This is a genomic window from Nonomuraea sp. NPDC049378, from assembly GCF_055586745.1.
On record NZ_JBVJHP010000010.1, the window covers coordinates 280,990 to 298,899 of the forward strand.

Here is a 17,910-nt window from a genome sequence, read left to right on the forward strand (position 1 = left end):
AGCCTCATGGAATGCGTTCTAACGAGGCAGCCTGCGCCAGAGAGGGCGGGGCAGCAGCCGCAGCAGGCCGAAGGCGGGCCCGAGCGCCCGCGGCACCCAGACGGAGGACGATCCGTCACGCAGCGCGGCCACCGTGGCCAGCGCCACCTGCTGCGGCGTCGAGGACAACGGCGCGGGCGCCAGCCCTTTCGTCATCCGCCCGATCACGAAGCCCGGCCGCACGATCAGCACCCTCGCGCCCGACCCGTGCAGGGCGTCGCCCAGCCCTTGCGCGAACCCGTCGAGCCCGGCCTTGGCCGAGCCGTACACGAAATTGGCCCTGCGCACGCGCGCGCCCGCCACCGACGACAGCACCACGAGCGTGCCGTGGCCCTGCTCGCGCAGCACCCTGGCCGCGTGCAGCCCTGCCGACACGTGCGCGCCGTAGTTGACCGCCACGGCCTCGGCGGCGGCCACGGGATCGGCGTCGTAGCGCTCCTGGGTCCCCAGCACGCCGAACGCGGAGATCACCACATCGAGGTCGCCCACCAGCTCCGTCGCCCTGGCGAAGACGGCGCCGTGCCCGTGGACGTCCAGCGCGTCGAACGGCACGACATGGACCTCCGCGCCGAGGTCGGGCGGGTCGAAGCCGCCCCGCGCGGCCAGCACCACCCGGCTCGCGCCCAGCCCCGCCAGCAGCCTGACGATCTCCAGCCCGATCTCGCTGCGCCCGCCGAGCAGCAGCACGGTGTCGACCCCGCCGAGAGCGTTCTTCACAACCGCAGCCTCCTGGCCAGGTCGGAGCGGAACAGCCCGGCGGGATCGGCCTCGTCCCTGATCCGCCGCCACCGCTCCAGCTCGGGATACATCTCCGCCATCATGGCAGCGCCCAGCCGCGCGTCCTTGGCGAGATAGACGCGCCCGCCCGCCTCGGCCACCCGCCGGTCGAAGCCGCGCAGCAGGCCGCTCAGCCCGCGCCCGCCGGCGGGCAGGTCCAGGGCCAGGGTCCAGCCGGGCATGGGGAACGACAGCAGGCCGCCCGAGCCTGGCCCGAACCTCTTGAGCACCGTCAGGAACGACGGGCTGCCGTGCTCCGACAGGGTCGCGACGATGCCGCGCAGCGTCTCCTCCGCGCCGAAGGGCACCGCGAACTGGTACTGGACGAAGCCGCGCGGGCCGTACATGCGGTTCCAGCCCTCGACGCCGTCGAGCGGGTGGAAGAACGGCGCGATGCCCTGCGTGAGGTTCCTGCGCCGCGGCGCCCTGCGGTACCAGACCTCGTTGAACGCGCGCAGGCTCAGCCCGTTGAGCAGCCCGCCGGGCACCCACGCGGGGGCCCGCGCCAGCGCGCCGGGCGCGAACGGCGACGCCCGCTCCACTTCGGCGGGCGTCGCGTGATCGCCCCTGGTGAGCACGCTGCGCCCCATCCGGCGGCCCCGGGCGAGCAGGTCGATCCAGGCCACCGAGTAGCGGTGGCGGTCGTCGGTGCCCGCCATGACCGCCATCGTCTCGTCCAGGTCCGCGGTGCGCTGGACGTCCACCCGCATCATGGACGTCTCGATCGGCACGCAGCCGAACGTGACCTCGGCGATCACCCCGGTCAGCCCCATGCCGCCGACCGTGGCCGAGAAGAGCGGGTGGCCGGGGCGGAGGGTCAGGACCTCGCCGCCCGCGGTCACCAGGGTCAGCGAGCGGACGTGCGCACCGAACGAGGAGTCGCGGTGGTGGTTCTTGCCGTGGACGTCGGCCGCGACGGCGCCGCCGACGGTGACGTGCCGCGTGCCGGGGCTGACGGGGACGAACCAGCCCCTGGGGACGAGCGCCGTCATCAGCGTGTGCAGGCTCACCCCGCCGGAGGCCGTCACCAGGCCGCCGCCCTCGTCGAAGTGCCACGCGTCCAGGCCGGTGCAGTCGAGGACGAGCCCGCCGGCGTTCTGCGCGGCGTCGCCGTACGAGCGGCCGAGGCCCCGCGCCACCACGCCCCGGCGCGGCGCGGACGCGACCAGCTCGCGCAGCTGCCCGACGGTGCGGGGCCTGGCGAGCCGCGCGGGCGTGGGCGCCGTACGCCCCCAGCCGGTCAGGAACGTGGTCACGCGTAGATCCCCAGGCCGACGAGGAGGACGAGCACGGCGGCGAAGAGCAGGGTCGGCCGGTCGCGCAGGGCGATCTCCTCGGGCTCCTCACCTCCCCCGCGCTCGACCAGCAGGTTGTGCCGGAGCACGAGCAGGACGAAGGGGACGATGCTGAGCCCGTAGAACAGGTCGTCGTGCGCGTTGAGCGCCCACAGGCAGTACGTCACGATCATCGCGCCCGAGCACATGGTCCGCACCTGGGCGAGGTAGGCGGGCGAGTAGGCGGCCAGCGTCGCGCGCGTCCCCGCCGCCTCCACGAGGCGCAGCTCGGCCTCGCGCTTGCCCGCCACCAGTTGCAGCGCGGCCAGCGAGACGACCACCAGGAACCACCCGGTCACCGGCACGTCGACCGCCACGGCTCCGGCGTACGCCCTGATCACGTGGCACCCGGCGACCGCGATCAGGTCCACGACCTCCTGGTGCTTGAGCCACAGCGTGTACGACAACGTCAGGACGAGGTAGCCGGCGACCACGGCGGGCGGCTTCCAGCTCCCGGTGAGCGCGGCGACGGCGGGCGCGAAGAGCAGCAGCGCGACGCCGGTCACCCGGGCGGCCCGCACCGACACCGCTCCCGCCGCGACGGCCCGCCGCCGCTTGCGCGGATGCAGCCGGTCGGCCGCCACGTCGGAGGCGTCGTTGATCAGGTACGAGCCGCTCGCGGCCAGGCAGAACGCGGCGAGCACCAGCAGCGCGGCGAGCAGGTCGCGCGGCTCGCCCAGCACCCCGGCGGCCATGGGGGCGGCGAGGACCAGGACGTTCTTCAGCCATTGGCGGGGCCTGGCGGCCCTGACCAGCGCCAGCGCCGGCGTGGCCGCCCGGGGACGAGCCACCACGCCCTGGCTCATGAGGTCCTGCGGCCGCGCAGGGTCAGCAGGAGGCCCGCCACGAACAGCACGACGCCCACCACGCCGAGCACGACGGGCAGCGTCACCCTGATCAGGTCGATCTGGCTCTTGCCCTCCCGCGCGTCCTTGACGAGCCCGTCGACGGTGTCGTCGGTCATCTTGGCCGTGGCCACGAACGCCTTGGAGCGCTCGACGCCGTCGTCGCTCTTGAGCACCTCGTCGCGCTGCTGCTCCTGGCGGACGGGCGCGCCGGTGGTGGGCTCGATCCAGAAGGTGTTGGTGCCGGAGTAGACGCGGTCGAGCTGCACGTCGCCGGATTCGCCCATGTCGAACCAGTCGGCGGGCGCGGTGAGCGTCTGCGTCTCGGTCTCGGGGACGACCTGCTCGAACTTGTACGTGTTCAGCCCGCCGACCTGCTCCTCGCCGACGAACTTGGCCTCGAACGCCTTGCCCGCCGTGGAGTTGAAGACCATGTAGCTCTTCTTCTCCACGTCGAACGGGAACTTGTAGATCTGGCCCTTCAGCTCCACCGGCTCCTTGTCGATGCTGACGCCGCAGCAGTTGAGCCCGACGCCCGAGCGCTTGTCGAAGGCGCTGCGCCGCTCGGTGAAGTCGATGCCGGGCTTGCCGTGGGTGACGTCGTTCACGGCGGTGAACTCGTCCCACACGACCCGGTCGCCGGACGCCTCCTTCACGTCTCCGCGCGTGGTGACGATGATGTCGAGGTCGGCGGTCAGCACCTTGCCGTCGGCGACGCTGAAGTACTGTGCGCCGGTCGCCCGCAGCTTGCTGATCCCGTACTGGTCGCCTGCGGCGCTCATGAGCGCGGGCGCCACCTGGAAGCGCACCAGGGGAGCCAGAACCACGAGGAATGCCCCGACGGCGATGAGGACGCTGCCAACGACGACCCGGTTCATCGACCCTCCATGTGCCAGGTGCACGGACGCCTGTCTGGGTGGTTAAGTACTGAAACCAAGTTTCTACTCGCCGGTATGTTATTGCGGGGAGTGACCATCGTCACCAGGGATGCGGAAACGTGACCGAAACAGGTTCTACATCGGCGCGGCTGCCGGTGATCTCCGGCCGCCAGGCCCCGCTCGACGGCATCCGCGCCGTGGCCGCCTTCTCCGTGCTGCTCTTCCACGTCGCGATGGAGGCGGGAACGGCGCTGGAGCCGGGGTTCCTCGGCGGCGTGTTGTCGAGGGGCGAGATCGGGGTGCCGATCTTCTTCACGCTCTCCGGCCTGCTGCTCTACCGCCCGTGGGCGGCGGAGGTGCTGACCGGCGAGCGTCCCCCGGACACGCGCCGCTACCTGTGGCGGCGCTTCTTCCGCATCATCCCCGCCTACTGGCTGGTGGTGGCCGTGGCCCTCCTGCTGTGGGGCGGGGCCCACCGGTCCGACCCGTGGACGTGGGCGCAGCTGGCGTTCCTCGTGCACATCTACGACCTGACCCCGTGGTGGTACGGCCTCGCGCCCAAGGGGCTCGGCCAGATGTGGAGCCTCGCGGTCGAGCTGACCTTCTACCTCACGCTCCCGCTGATGGCGGCGGCGCTGCGCTGGTTCGCGCTGCGCGCGGGAGCCGACCTGCGGGCCAGGGCCAGGCGCCTGCTGATCGGGCTGGCCGCCTTCGGCGCCCTGTCGTACGTGTACACGATCTTCGAGTACTTCCCCGAGTACCGCCCCTGGATGAACGTGTGGTTGCCACGCTCGTGGACGTTCTTCGTGCCCGGCATGGCCCTCGCGGTCCTGACCGTCTGGGCCAGGGCGGAGGACGGTCGGGTGCGCCGCCTGTGCGCGGCCCTGGCCGGCTCGTGGGGCACGTTGTGGCTGATCGCCGGGTTCGCCTACCTGATCGCCGCCACCCCGGTGACCGGGCCCCGCTTCGTCGGCCTGGGCGGCATCTGGACGGCCTTCTCCGAGCAGGCGCTCTACACGCTCGTCGCCTTCTGTCTCGTCGCGCCCGCGGCGCTGGAGGCCCAGCGGCCCACCCGGCTGGGCGGGCTGCTCGGCGGCCGGGTCATGAGCTATCTCGGCCGGATCTCGTACGGGGTCTTCCTCTGGCAGTTCGTGGTCATCTACCTCTGGTACGACTTCACGGGCCAGCGCCCGTGGACCGGCGACCTCGTCCTCAACCTCGTCGCGATCAGCGCCCTGACCGTCGCCCTCGCCGGGCTCACGCACCGTTACGTGGAGGAGCCCGCCCGGCGGCTGATCCGGTTCGTCCCTCACGCCGCGGGCGGGGCGGGCCCCGGCTCCCCGAAGGCCGCGGCCCTCAGGCAGAACGCCTGACCCTGGCCGCCCGCCGCGCTGATCCGCATGCCCTTGCCGGCCCCGTCGTGCGGCACGTAGTAGAGCGCGCCCGTCTCGCCGGTCGCCGGCAGCGTGGCCGCCCGCTCGGCGCCGCCGAGATCCACCACCACGTGCACCTGCCGGGGGCTGGTGTAGGCCAGGGCCACCACCATGCCGGGGCCGCCGGGGGACTCGACGGGGAAGACCTTGTCCTTCGCGAAACACTTCTCGCCCTTCATCGCGTCGAAGAACGGCGCCACCCGGCCCACCGGGACGAGCTTGCCCGTGGAGTCGAACACGTACGGCTTCGCCGAGGGCCGCGGGTCGCGCATGCGCCGCCGGAGCCCGGGATCGGCCAGCGGCGCGAGCGCGTACGACGTCAGCCTGCGGGCGCCGTTCCACGGCAGGACGACCTCCGGCGGCACGGGACGCGGGTAGATGTCGGTCTCCGGCGCGGCGGTGGCCAGGGAGGCCCGCGCGTTGTCCATATATTTCCTGATTTTGTCGCCGCTGAGGGTATCACCGTAGGTGTTGATCGAGACCAGCGACGCGGCGAGCACGGCCACGGTCAGCACGCTCGCGGCCATGGACAGGCCGCCGCCCACCGGCCGGCGGCGGGCGTCCTGCTCGCCCTCGACCGGATGCCAGGCCAGCGCCAGGCAGAGGGCGAACAACACCGCGGCGTCGGCGACGTACCGGGTCTCCGCGCCGACGAGGTCCCACGCGGTCGCCCGCGCGATCGTGGTGGGGATCGCGTCGGCCACGACGACGTACGCGGCCAGGATCGCCCAGGCCCGCCACGCCCGCCTGCGGTACACGCACGTGACCACGACCAGCAGCGCGAGCAGCACCCATGCCGCGATCACGGTGGCCCGGGCCGGGTCGGCCAGCCCGCCGGTGGAGGTCAGCCCGCCCCAGCGCAGCGGGCCGCCGACGGCGCCCGTGGGAAAGGTCTCCCCCAGTAACCTGCGCAGCAGCCCCGGCACCACCTCGGCCTTCGGCCCGGTCAGCGCGTCCGGGCCGGCGGTGTCGCGGCGCAGCAGGTAGAGCACGGCGTACCCGGCCAGCAGCACGCCGTGCGCCCACCAGACCGGCCTGCGCAGCTCTGCCCCCAGCGCCCGCAACCACAGGCCCCTTCCGAGGTAGGCGCTGGTGACCCCCAGCACGACGAAGGGAATGAACACCCCCTTCGTGGAGCAGGCCATCCCGGCGGCCGTCCAGATCAGGGCGTGCCAGCGGCCCCTGCCCTCGCGGACGTACCTGACGTGCGCCGCGAGCGCGGCGACCAGCGCGAGCTGCAGCGGCACCGCGTTGAGCGCCGCCGACCACCAGCTCATCGCGGGCACGGTGAGCGGCGCGAACGCGTAGACGGCCAGGGCGGCCAGCACCACGGCGCGGTCGCCGAAGAGCCGCCGCAGCAGCACCAGGAACACGATCGAGGCGGCCGCCTGGAGCGCGAGCGTCACGAACGACACCAGCGCCCAGCTGTACGGCGCCACCCAGGTGAGCAGCCACACCAGGGCCAGCGAGCCGGGCATGAGATGGCCCTTGTGCACGCGGGTCAGGTAGTCCCAGGTGAACCCGCTGTCGGCGGCCCCGGCCACGAAGAGGAAGTCGTCCTCGACGAAGTACGCCTTGCTGAGGACGTGGGCCCTGAAAATCAGCGAGACCAGGACGAGCAGCAGGCCGACGCCCACGATCGGCCCGGTGCGGATCGAGGGCAGCGTGATCCGCACGGGTTCGGAGCTCCTGGCGCCTTCCGTCATCGTCGATTCCTTCCGCTGCGTCAGAGATGCCCCGAATGGACTGCCGTGTCGGCTCTGCCGGGCCCGCCCGCGGCAGGCCGGCAGGCGGGTTCGGTGTTGGTAGGCTCCGCGCCGTGGACACCCCCGCACCGTTCCGAGCGGATCTCGGCAGGTCCGTCCGGCTGCTGCGCGCCTTCCGCCTGGAGCAGAGCAACCCGGACTTCTTCTACGGCACGCTGGCCATGGACACCGTCGCCCAGCTCGGCACGTACACGGAGCTGGCGGGCGCCACGGTGGCCGACGTCGGGGGCGGTCCCGGCTACTTCGCCGACGCGCTGCGCGCGGCGGGGGCGCGCCCGGTGTGCGTCGACTGCGACGCGGGCGAGATGCGCCTGCGCGACGGCCGGCCGCCGCGCGACGCCGTGCTGGGCAGCGCGCTCGACCTGCCGCTGGCCACGGGCTCGGTGGACGTGTGCTTCTCGTCCAACGTGCTGGAACACGTCCCCGACCCGCTCAGGATGGCCGCCGAGATGGTCAGGGTCACCCGGCCCGGCGGGATCGTCTACCTGTCGTACACGGTGTGGCTCTCGCTGTGGGGCGGCCACGAGACCTCCCCCTGGCACTACCTGGGCGGCCACTACGCCGCCCGGCGGTACACGCGCAGGCACGGCAGGCGGCCGAAAAACGTCTACGGCGAGAGCATGTTCGCCGTCGGGGTGACCCGCCCGCTGGCCTGGGCCAGGCGCTGCCCCGACGCCGAGCTGCTGGACGCGGTCCCCCGCTACCATCCCCGCTGGGCCCGGCATGTCGTCCACCTACCTGGCGTCCGCGAGCTGGTCACCTGGAACCTGCTCCTCGTCCTGCGCCGCAGGTGAGCGCCGCCGCATGAGCAGGAGCGCGGCCACGAGGCAGCCCGCGCCCGCCACGCCGCCGCCCACCGGCGCGACCGTGCCCAGCAGCAGGATCCAGCGGCGGTAGGCCGCCGCCGTGTCCAGCGCCGCCACGACGTCGGCCTCGCTGGTGCGGAACGTCGCGTCCAGCGCGGTCAGCCGGCCCCGCTCGTCGGCCGTGACCAGCGTCTCCTTCACCTCTTCCACCGTCCTGACCGGCTGCCCGCTGACCGGCTCGACCCAGTACGTACGCCGGATCTCGGCGTAGCGGCCCAGCCCGACGTCGCCCTTGCCGGGCAGCCCGACCAGGCGGCGCGGCAGCGGCGCCGTCTCGCCCGGCACCAGCCGGCGCGGCGTGCGCTGGACGTAGCGGTAGGTCTCGACGCCGCCTATCCGCTCGACCCCGTCGAAGGCGGCCGTGACCGGCACGCGCAGCCGCAGGTCGAACAGCGTGTAGTCGCGGCGCTCGGCGTTGAAGGGCCAGCGGAACGCCTGGCCGGTTTGCCGGATCGTGGTGTCCTCGTCCAGGTACTCGCCGCAGCAGTTGACGATCGCGCCCGTGCGGCGGTCGAAGGCCAGGCGCCGCTCGTGGTAGTCGAGCCGCTCCTCCTCCCGCGTGGCCAGGGAGACCGACTCGCCCCACACCGCGCGGTCCTCGTCGCCGGCCAGCACGTCGCCGATCAGCCAGCGGGTCCGGACCAGCTCGCCCACCACCGGCCGCATCGTGGCCGGGTCGAGGTAGGTCGCCGACTCCGCCACCGACCGGGTCATGCTCTGCTGCTCCAGCGGCGCTTTGAGCACCTGGGCGGCCACGTACAGGCGGGTCAGGGGGATGAGGGTCAGCAGGAAGGCGCCCACGCCGGCCAGCACCAGCGCGAGGTTCCTGCGGCTCATGACGATCATGGTCGCGGCACCGCCTGTCCCGGTGTCACGTCGCCGATGCACACGCCCGGCGGCAGGTCGTCGATGACGATGCGGTCGGCGCCCGGCTCCGCGAGCACGAACACCCGGCCGAGGCCGGCCCGCAGCGCCACGTCCGTGGCGCGGTCGGCCATCCACAGGGTGACCCTCGTGTCCGCGCGGGCGGCGTACCCGAGCCTGACCAGGGTGCCCTCCGGGTGGCTGGCGCGGTTGTCCAGCGGCACCTGGACGGTTCCGCCGGTGACCGGCCAGCACCGGTCCCGGGTGCGCGGAGCGAGCGGGACGCCCCGCACGTCCACGGGCCGCAGGCGGCCCTGGTCGTCGAAGACCATGCCGTCGAGCGCCGCGGGCGGCGCCTGCATCGTGGCCCTGAGCCGCGGCGGGGCCAGCGCGCCCAGCACCTTCGACGTCAGGCTGTAGGCGCCGTAGCTGCTCGGCAGCACGTCGGGCGGCACGAGCCGGTCGTAGATCACCGTGCCGGGCGCGGCTCCGGCCAGCTCGGCGCGTGCCGTCTCGATGTAGCGGTGGCGCCGCTCCGCGCCCAGGTGCCCCGCGAAGGCCGAGACCGACACCAGCGACGCGCCCACGAACAGCCCGAGCGCCGCCCCGCAGACCCCGCTCACCCGTTCCCTGGCGGGCAGCGCCCGCCGGTACGGCTCCGCCTCGCCGGGGAGCGGCAGCAGCACGAGCCCGGCGACGAGAGCGACCAGCGGGACGGCGTCGGCGACGTAGCGCGTGTCCGTGCCGGCGAACGAGCCGAGCAGGTGGACCCGGCCCCAGAGCACCGGAAGGGCGTCGGCGACGAGCACGTAGCCGAGCAGCAGCGCCCACGCCAGGCCGGCGCGCCTGCGATAGTACGTGGTGACCGCCACCATGGCCGCGAGGGTCACAAGGGAGGCGATCACGACGGGGAGCGGCGGCGAGGCGACCCCCCAGTCGTTGCCGGCGAACCACCGCCACGGGCCGCCCAGCACGGTCGTGGCGAAGGTCCTGCCCAGCAGCTCCCACAGGAAGCCCGCCGCCTGATCGAAGATCGGCAGTGCCCCGGTGCCGGGCGCCGACGACGACCGGTGGACGTAGAGCGCGCCGAAGCCCGCCAGCACGACGAGCTGCATCGACCAGGCCGCCAGGTGCCCGCGCAGCGCGCGGCGGAGACCGCCGTGATAGATCGCCGTGAGGGCGAACAACACCAGCGGCAGCGCGAAACCCTTGACGAAGCCCAGCAGCCCGAACAACACCCACAGCGCGCCGGCAACGGCGTGCCGCAGCCGGCCGGTCCGCAGGTGGTGCCAGTGCGAGGCGACCGCCATGGGCAGGGCGATCTGCAGGAAGACGGTGTTGAGCCCCGCCGCCCACCACACGAGCACGGGCACGGTGACGGGTGCGGCGAGGAAGACGAGGAGCGGCGCGAGGATCGCGGGCCGCGCCCCGAACACGACGCGGAGCATGCGCAGCACGGCCAGGGCGGCGCAGGCGTGCAGCGCCAGGACCATGCCCGCCGCGTACCCCCAGCCGAAGGGCTCCAGCCTGGCCGACAGCCAGGCGAGCAGGAAACCGCCCGGCATGAACTGCCCGAAGTGCACCCGGGTCAGGTAGTCGAAGGAGAGATCGTTCTCCACCGCCCTGGCCACGAACTCGAAGTCGTCCTCCTTGAAGTAGGCGTGCTGGGCGATGGCCGCCTTCCACGCCATGGCCGCGCCGACGAGCACCAGCGCGGCCAGCAGCACCCCGTGCCGCCCGGCCCACCGGAACGCCGCCGCGGCGGCGCGCGCGATCGGTGTCGGGACGGTGATGACCATCCCGGTGCGCGGCTCGGCCGTCCGGCTCACGGAACGCTCGTCATGGCCGGGCCGCCCGCGGCGACGGGTACGGCACGTTCGGACGTCCGCGCGGCCCGCCTGGCGGGGATCTCGGCGAGCAACTGCGCGAGGAGGGGCAGGCAGAGGAGCTGCGGCCAGAACCCGCCGGCGCCGGCGGCCACCAGGACCGCGGCGGCCATGAAGAGGGCGACGCCGCCCGGCGGCCCGGTCAGCAGGCGCCGCCACCGCGGCACGCGCGCGTGTTCGGCCGTGCGCAGCGACCGCGACCACGCCCCCAGCGCGTAGGCGGCGCCCGCGACGCCCGCGCCCACCGGTCCGCCGGTCCAGAAGCCCAATGCGACGGCGAACGGCGCGAGGTGCGCGGCGCGCAGGCGTGCGGGTCGGACCAGAGCCCGGTGGCGCGCGGGCGGTGCCGTCCTGACCAGGGCCAGCAGCACGACCAGCAGCGCCAGAGCGCCGCCCGCGGCCAGCCCCGCGCGGTAGCGGGAGTCGGGCTCGTACGTGAGCGTGACCGCGCCCGCGACGTGCGACGGGAGGAACCACGCCTGCCGCCAGCCGTCGAGCCGGACCGGCTTGAGCTCGACGGCGCCCAGCCTGGCCCGCCAGCCGGGGTTGAAGTTCTCGTTGACGACCAGGTAGGAGTCCTTCGTGACACCGACCTGGACCACCCGCTCCCCGTCCGCCCACGACGTCACGGCCACCTCGCTCGTCTCCACGGGCGCGACCTCCTGGCCGCGGTCCTCGTGGCGGACGATCGCCGACTCGACGCGGTAGGCGTCGCCCGGCCGCAGGGACAACCGCGCCCGGCCGGCCTCCAGCCGCAGCGGCTCGCAACTCTCGAACGCGACGGGCCTGCCGGTGACCACGTCGTTCAGCGAGCCGTCGACGATCTTGGTGTGCACGGTCTCGCCACCGGCGGTGAACGTCGGCCCGAACCCGCAGGGCACGCGGAGCGGGAAGCCGGTCAGGGCGCCGAGCGGGCGAACCCCGGGGAAGGAGACGTCGGTGATCTCGACGGGACGGCCGCCCGACGCCCCGAACTCCAGCTCGACCTTCTTCGCCTCCATGGCGGGGAAGCGGATGATGCCGCCCTGGCCCACCCAGCTCTGCCTGACGCCGCCCTCGGCGCGGATCGTCACGCGTACAGGAGGCGCCCCGAGGTAGGAGTCGGGCGTGACGACGCGGATGCGCGACAACCGCGTCTTACGGGCCAGCTCGACGCTCAGCGTGGGCTTCGGGTCGAGCGGGTCGGCGAACCACGCGGTCTTCGGGTCTCCGTCGAACGCCCACCGGCCGGCCGCCGCGCCGTGCTCGACCGCCGTCGAGGACGCCCGCACCTTCACCGCGTCACCGGGCAGCGTGGTCAGCCGCTCGATGGCCGTGCGCTCGGTGAGCACCGTACGGCCGGAGAGCTCGTACGAGCCGTCCTTCCTGACGGTGAAGGAGCGGTCGAATCCGTGCCCGTCGTCGCCCAGGACCTCGTGGCCCTCGGCGCAACTCCAGGCGAGCGAGCCCCTGACGCAGCCGGGAACGTCACCCGTCCTGCTGAACGCGACCGCCGCGGGCTCCCCGGCACCCGTGCCCGTGCCCGTGCCCGGGTCCGGCACGGGCTGTTCCGTGCCCGGGTCCGGCACGATGATCGAGCGGGTGGGGTGCACCCCTGGAATGGTCAGCTCAGTGATCCCGACCCGGCCGCCGAGCCCGCGCTCCGGCTCGCCGGCGGTGGCCACCACCTTCAGGCGCAACCGGTCGGCCGGGCCCGCCGGCATTACCAGCTCCTGGGCGTCCGAGGTGGCCCGGACCTTCTGGCGCAGGGCGCCGGTGCCGGTCTCCACCACCACCTCGGCGGGCGCGGGGCTGATGGCCGAGTGCTCGAAGGAGACCTGGAACGTGGCGACGTCCAGCGGCTCGGTGAAGGCGACCTCGATCCACTCGCCGGCAGCGCCGTTCCAGCCGGTGGAGCGCCAGCTGGTGCGCCGGTCGCCGTCGAGCGCGGCGAACGGCTGGTGGCCGGGCTCCCTGCTGCGCGGCGCCGCCGTGACGTCCGCCTCGGAGCTGGACGCCGTGACGCCCGCGATCCCGGTGAACGTGGCCGTGGCGAGATACCGCTCCCATCCCGGGTCCAGGATGTCGTTCGACGGCGAGGCGCCGCGGAACGGCTCGGCCGCGGTGAGCGTGGCGCTGGCGTTGCCGCGCAGGTCGGGGTAGGCGAGCTCGCGCCGGCGCAGCGTGTCGGTCAGCACGGTGTCGCGCCCTGGCACCTCGACATGCCCGTCGTCGTCGTTGAGCAGCACGGGCCTGTCGTCGTCCAGGAGTCCCTGCTCGGCCAGGTCGAGCACGGCCTCGGGGGCTCCTCCGACGCGCAAGGGGCGGGTGGCGTCGACGGTGCCGACGAGCGGCGCGGCCCCTGGCACCCTGTAGATCTCGACCGCGGGGTAGGGCTGGTCCAGCCAGGCGGCGGCCTTGCCGTACTGGCCGATGCCCACGCCCGGGCCCATCCGGGCGGCGAGCTCGATGCCGGGCGAGTCCTCCAGCGCCTGGTGCACGCGGGCCGGCCAGGCCGTGCCGATGGTGGCGCGGTCCAGGTCGTTACGGACCACCAGGTACGTCACCCCCATGCGGCGCAGCGTGGCCGTGAGCCCCGCGGACCCCACGCCGGCGGACAGGCGCTCGTCGACGGCCGCCATCAGCCGGGAGATGCCGGCCGACCCCCACGGCACGATGGTGTGCGTGGCCCAGCGGACCTGCGAGAGCGCCTGCATCGGCTCGTCGAGCGGGCGCCCCCAGAGGTACTCGCCGCGTTTGGCCCCCGGCACGGCCAGCACCATCCCGTCGCCGGCGTTGCGGCCGACCCAGGAGATGGCCTGCTTCCAGTAGTCGGGGATCGTGGTGAAGCCGCCGGTCGGCGCGAGGCCGGCGTACAGGACGGGCAGGCCCGACAGCCCCACGAGCCCGGCCGTGACGGCGGTGAGGGGCACGCGCAGGCGCGGGCGCGCCGTGGCGAGGAGGCCGGCGACCCCGAGCGCGACGGGCAGCCTGATCAGCGCGTCGAACTTGTGCAGGTTGCGGAAGGCGGCGAGCGGGCCGTCCAGCAGCTGCACCATGAGCTCGTGGTGGGGGGTGCCGGGATGGCCGGTGGTGATGACGGCCACCCCGCACAGCAGGCTGATGAGGAGGAAGGGCCGCTCCGGCATCCTGCGGGAGGCGAGACCCGCCATGCCCGCCGCCGCCACGGCGGCGGTGACCACGATCAGCCACGGAACCGTGGACTGCTGGTGGGCGTCCGGCAGCCAGGTCTGCCCGTCCACGTTGAGGAAGCTGAGCCAGCTCGACGTCCCGCGCAACGTGTTGACCAGCGAGGTGACGCCTGTGGTCGCGCTGGCGGTCTCGATGTAGGGCAGGAAGGAGAAGATGTAGCCGCCGAGCGTCAGCAGCGGGGCGAGCCACCACATCGAGGCGAACACGATGAGCGGCAACCACCAGGCGACGAGCCGCCGTTTGTCCGGCCCGCCGCGCCGCGTCAGCAGGTAGAGCAGCGGCACGGCGAGCACGGCGTACTCGGCGACGGCGTTGACGCCTCCGCAGAAGAGGAAGGCGAGCGCCGACAACGCGGCCGCCCGGCGCGCCGGCAGCTCGCCTCTGGCGCCCTTGACCAGGGGGAGAACGATCCACGGCAGGACCGCGCTGGGCAGGAACTCCGAGGAGTTGATGCCGATGAGCGCCTGCGCGTGCGGCGCGAGCGCGTACACGAAGCCGGCGATCACGCGGGTGTACGGGCCGCCGATGCGCAGGGCGCGGGCGAGCTGCACCACTCCGAGGAAGGCGGTGCAGAGGACCAGGGACATCCACAACCGCTGGACCACCCAGGCGTCCATGCCCAGCTTGAGGCAGAGCGCGTAGAACGGTCCCATGGGAAAGAGGTAGCCGTAGGCCTGGTTCTGCAGGTGGCCGAAGTACGCGCCGTCCCACAGGTGCAGGGCCCGGCCGAGGAATCCCAGCGGATTGACCGCCATGTCGAGCTTGGTCTCGGGGATGATCTTCTCGGTCGCGGTGTTGAACGCGATGGCGCCGAGCAGGAGGCAGGAGGCGAGGAGCCGCAGCCTGTGCCTGACCCGGATCTCGTAGCTCTCGGCGGCGGCCTCCGCGAGCTCTTCGTGGAGGCCAGGCGAGGCTTGGGTCACTGATGGGCTCCGCCGCGATCTTGGAGTTTCGCCAGGATAAGTCCGGTTATGCTAGCCCCAGTTCGGGCCCACGTAAATTCGCGCGCCCACTCCCGGCAGGCGCCGGCCACCTCGGCCCTGCGACACGGGTCCGACAGTTCCTTCAGCGCCCGTTCGACCACGTCGGCCAGGCACTCGTCCTCGCTCACGAGCCATCCGGTGACGCCGTGTCGCACGGAGTCGCGCAGGCCCGCCACGTCATAGGCAACCGTCGGGACCCCGAGGGCGGCGGCCTCGATCACGGTCAGCCCCCAGCCTTCGAACTCCGAGGCCGTCACGTTGAGGCGCGCGGCGCCGAGCAGCGCGTTCTTGCGCGCCGCCGGCAGGTATCCGTGCAGCACGGCCCGCCCGTGGAGCCCGTGGTCCGCGATCCGCCGGGCCAGCGGGCCCTGTTCCGGGCCGCGCCCGATGACGTGCACGGTCAGCCCCGGCCACGACGCGTCGAGGTGGGCGGCCAGGTCGACGACCCGCTCGATGCGCTTGTGCCCGACGAGCCGCCCCGCGTAAACGATCGTGGGCTCGCCCTGTCCCGGCTCCGGCGCGCCCGTCTCGGGCTCGGCGCAGCCGTTGGGCACGACGGTGATCGGGGCGAGCCAGCGCAGCTTCCCGGCCAGCTCCCGCTTGGACGACTCCGAGACGGTGACGGTCAGGCAGCGGCGGTAGAGCAGCCGGGCGACCGGCCCTTCGACGAAGCAGCCGATCCTGGCCAGCCAGCGCGGGAGGAAGGCGTGGAACTGCCGGTCGTGGACGTGGTGGACGAGGCACAGCACGGGTGTGCGGCGGCGTACGACGAGGGGGGAGAAGAAGGGGATGCCGTTCATCGTGTCGATGACGGCGTCGACCCGGCGCCGGTGGAACAACAACCAGAGCGGCACCAGCACGTAGACCAGGTAGGGGTTGCCCATCCTGCGCAGCCGGACGCCGTCCAGGACCTCGGCGCGCCGCTGTCCCCGCTGCCGGCCGGTCACGAAGGTCACCACGGCGCCCTGGGCCAGCAGGAACCGGCTGACCTGCCAGGCGTACTCCTCGGCGCCGCCGGCGGTCGACTGCCGGGGCTCGCGGAAGTTGAGCATGGCCACGCGGATTCCCGCGAGCGGCCGCTCTCCCCCTTCGCCGCCGGCCCGCGGCGCGGGCGGGGCCGCCGCCTCCGGGTCACCGGTAAAGACCACCGTCACTCCTCACAGCGGGCGTGCGGGCATGGCGAAGCCAACCCTTGTGCTGTTGAGCTGGTACGACGCCATCAAGCAGGGACGACCCGTCGAGGGGCCAGGATCACCTGGTGCCGTAGTTGTAGAGCGGCTGGTTCGGCGGGGTCAGGGCGGGTGACGCCACGTTGACCACGGCGACGGAGGCTCCGACCGCCAGCAGAGCTCCGATGGCCAGGGCCACGAGAAGTCGCAACAACAGAGCACTCCTTCCTGTCAGTGGCGCAGTGTGCCGAGACTAGAACCTGTTCCGCCTTGAAGCCATAACATTGGTCAAACCGTGATAAAGCAAGTTACCCTCCGGTATATCACAAAACAGCCGGTCAACGCCGCAACAGGTGCAGCTCTTCGCCGCGGAAAACGGTCTTCCAGCCGGCCGGCTCAAGGGAGAACTCGTTCTGGCTCCCCGCCACCAGGACGTACCTGGCGGGCAGGCCCGCGTAGTCACCGGCGGCCAGCAGCCCGGCGACGCGCCGGTTGAGCGGGTCCTCCCCGCGCACCCGCAACCGGCCACCGCCCGGCAGGCCGACGACGAGGGTGTCGTCCGCGATCACCCGGCGCTCGAAGAGCTTGGTCGCCGGATCGAGCACGACCCGGCCGCCGTTCCAGGCGAAGGCCCGGTGCGCGCCCCAGGGCAACGACAGCAGCGCGCCGGGGGCCGGGTCGTCGTTGACGATCCGCTGCACGGCCCGCCACTCGGGCGGGTACGCGGCCACCGCCAGCCGCCCGAAGGCCCCGTACGCCAGCGTGGGCAGCACCAGCACCGGCGCCATGACCCCCACGAGCGCCGGCGCGCCCGACCGCAGGGCCGCGGCCAGGCCGACCGCCGCCACCAGGACGAGCGGCGCCAGGTAGACCTGGCCGTCGCGCAGCGGCCCGAACCCCGGCCACAGCGCGATGAGCCCTTTGAGCGCCTCCCGCCCCGCCGGGAACGCCCCCAGCGCGGCGACGCAGAACCCGGCCCCGGCCGCCACGGCGAGCCCGCCCCACCACGCGGGCCGCTCGGGGCGGGAGCGGAGCCGGGCGTACCCGAGGACGCCGGCCGCGACCAGGAGCAGGCGCGTGGTGGCGGACCACCACGACTCCTGGCCGGGCAGCCCCGCGTCGGCGCTCCAGATGCCGCCCAGCGAGAAGAGGCTGGCCAGCACGCCGAAGGGACCGTCGGCGCGGGCCGCGAACGCGTCCACCCCGGCGGGGTCCGTCACCGCGCCCGAGCCGAGCGCGGGCAGCGCCCACGGCAGGCTGTACACGGCCAGGATCCCGGCCACCACGGGCACTCTGCCGCGCGCGACGGCGATCGGCAGCAGCGTCAGCGCCGAGACCAGCATCGCCTGGAACCCGCCGATCGCGGCGGGGAGCAGCGCCGCCGCCAGGCGGGTCCAGCGCAGGCCCGTGGCCCGCACCGCCCACGGCAGCCCGGCCACGCCGAGCAGCAGCGCCCACTGGCCGAGCATGAGCCGCTGCGCCAGATAGATGTTCCAGGCGAAGCAGGCCGCGGCGACCAGCCGGGCCAGCCGGCGCTCCGGCGCCACCAGCGCCGCCGCGCCGGTCGCGGCCAGCACGAAGATCCCGGCCAGCAGCCCTTTCTGCACGATCTCCACGGGCAACACCCGGGACAGGAGCGCCACGACCAGGTCGCTGGGCACGGCGCGGGGGAAGCCGCCGCGGTCCGGCAGCAGCGGCGCGTCGGGCACGAAGAGCAGGTCGTACCGGAGCACCAGGCCCCAGCCCAGCGCGGGCCCCAGGGCCAGCGCCGCCAGGGCCGCGCCGAGCAGCGCGGGCGCCATCCGGGCGGGCGTCAGGCGCGCGCGGGCGGGCGCCGGGGGCACGGGCGACGACCGCTCGACGTCCACCGCGGCACCG

The 17,910-nt window shown here is 73.6% G+C and carries 13 protein-coding genes; 2 read left to right on the forward strand and 11 right to left on the reverse strand.

What is annotated here, in order from left to right; translation table 11 throughout:
* Window positions 1-18 precede the first annotated feature (18 nt).
* Genes ACZ6SA_RS23305 through pgfA (ACZ6SA_RS23320) form a run of 4 tightly spaced genes read right to left on the reverse strand, consistent with a single transcriptional unit; the run spans window position 19 to window position 3,873 of the window.
* Window positions 19-756 carry an SDR family NAD(P)-dependent oxidoreductase gene (locus ACZ6SA_RS23305; protein ID WP_465830287.1) on the reverse strand — a complete coding sequence of 246 codons (738 nt, stop codon included), beginning with the start codon at window positions 754-756 and terminating at the stop codon, window positions 19-21.
* On the reverse strand, window positions 753-2,072 hold the full coding sequence (locus ACZ6SA_RS23310) for an FAD-binding oxidoreductase (protein ID WP_465830289.1): 1,320 nt from the start codon (window positions 2,070-2,072) through the stop codon (window positions 753-755). The genes ACZ6SA_RS23305 and ACZ6SA_RS23310 overlap by 4 nt, the downstream gene beginning before the upstream one ends.
* On the reverse strand, window positions 2,069-2,956 hold the full coding sequence (locus ACZ6SA_RS23315) for a decaprenyl-phosphate phosphoribosyltransferase (RefSeq protein WP_465830291.1): 888 nt from the start codon (window positions 2,954-2,956) through the stop codon (window positions 2,069-2,071). Before ACZ6SA_RS23315 ends, ACZ6SA_RS23310 begins: the two co-directional genes overlap by 4 nt.
* A complete protein-coding gene (gene pgfA, locus ACZ6SA_RS23320) occupies window positions 2,953-3,873 on the reverse strand; it encodes a cell envelope lipid trafficking protein PgfA (RefSeq protein WP_347643357.1) in 921 nt (306 codons plus the stop codon). The genes ACZ6SA_RS23315 and pgfA (ACZ6SA_RS23320) overlap by 4 nt, the downstream gene beginning before the upstream one ends.
* A gap of 119 nt (window positions 3,874-3,992) precedes the next feature.
* Here pgfA (ACZ6SA_RS23320) and ACZ6SA_RS23325 point away from each other — a divergent pair, with 119 nt between their 5' ends.
* Window positions 3,993-5,246, forward strand: coding sequence for an acyltransferase family protein (locus tag ACZ6SA_RS23325; protein ID WP_465830293.1), 1,254 nt, complete (start codon window positions 3,993-3,995; stop codon window positions 5,244-5,246).
* On the opposite strand, the gene ACZ6SA_RS23330 is transcribed toward ACZ6SA_RS23325, so the two are convergent.
* A complete protein-coding gene (locus tag ACZ6SA_RS23330) occupies window positions 5,183-7,012 on the reverse strand; it encodes a hypothetical protein (protein WP_465830295.1) in 1,830 nt (609 codons plus the stop codon). The genes ACZ6SA_RS23325 and ACZ6SA_RS23330 overlap by 64 nt on opposite strands.
* Window positions 7,013-7,125: 113 nt before the next feature.
* Between ACZ6SA_RS23330 and ACZ6SA_RS23335 the strand changes: the two genes are divergently transcribed.
* Entirely contained in the window at window positions 7,126-7,866 is a 741-nt protein-coding gene (locus ACZ6SA_RS23335; protein WP_347643354.1) for a class I SAM-dependent methyltransferase, read from the forward strand.
* Here ACZ6SA_RS23335 and pgfA (ACZ6SA_RS23340) read toward each other — a convergent pair.
* The 6 genes from pgfA (ACZ6SA_RS23340) to ACZ6SA_RS23365 form a co-directional block, all read right to left on the reverse strand.
* Window positions 7,807-8,775: a cell envelope lipid trafficking protein PgfA gene (pgfA, locus tag ACZ6SA_RS23340; protein WP_465830297.1), complete on the reverse strand. Its 969-nt coding sequence runs from the start codon at window positions 8,773-8,775 to the stop codon at window positions 7,807-7,809. The genes ACZ6SA_RS23335 and pgfA (ACZ6SA_RS23340) overlap by 60 nt on opposite strands.
* Window positions 8,776-8,780: 5 nt before the next feature.
* Window positions 8,781-10,631 (reverse strand): hypothetical protein, encoded by a 1,851-nt coding sequence (locus ACZ6SA_RS23345; protein ID WP_465830299.1) that lies wholly within the window; start codon window positions 10,629-10,631, stop codon window positions 8,781-8,783.
* Window positions 10,628-14,803 carry an alpha-(1->3)-arabinofuranosyltransferase domain-containing protein gene (locus ACZ6SA_RS23350; protein WP_465830301.1) on the reverse strand — a complete coding sequence of 1,392 codons (4,176 nt, stop codon included), beginning with the start codon at window positions 14,801-14,803 and terminating at the stop codon, window positions 10,628-10,630. Before ACZ6SA_RS23350 ends, ACZ6SA_RS23345 begins: the two co-directional genes overlap by 4 nt.
* Complete coding sequence (locus tag ACZ6SA_RS23355) at window positions 14,800-16,011, reverse strand: glycosyltransferase family 4 protein (RefSeq protein ID WP_347643350.1); 1,212 nt, start codon at window positions 16,009-16,011, stop codon at window positions 14,800-14,802. The genes ACZ6SA_RS23350 and ACZ6SA_RS23355 overlap by 4 nt, the downstream gene beginning before the upstream one ends.
* A 103-nt stretch (window positions 16,012-16,114) precedes the next feature.
* Window positions 16,115-16,246: a hypothetical protein gene (locus ACZ6SA_RS23360; RefSeq protein ID WP_281284010.1), complete on the reverse strand. Its 132-nt coding sequence runs from the start codon at window positions 16,244-16,246 to the stop codon at window positions 16,115-16,117.
* A gap of 124 nt (window positions 16,247-16,370) precedes the next feature.
* Entirely contained in the window at window positions 16,371-17,900 is a 1,530-nt protein-coding gene (locus ACZ6SA_RS23365; RefSeq protein WP_465830304.1) for an MmpA family trehalose lipid delivery protein, read from the reverse strand.
* Between the last annotated feature and the right edge of the window lie 10 nt (window positions 17,901-17,910).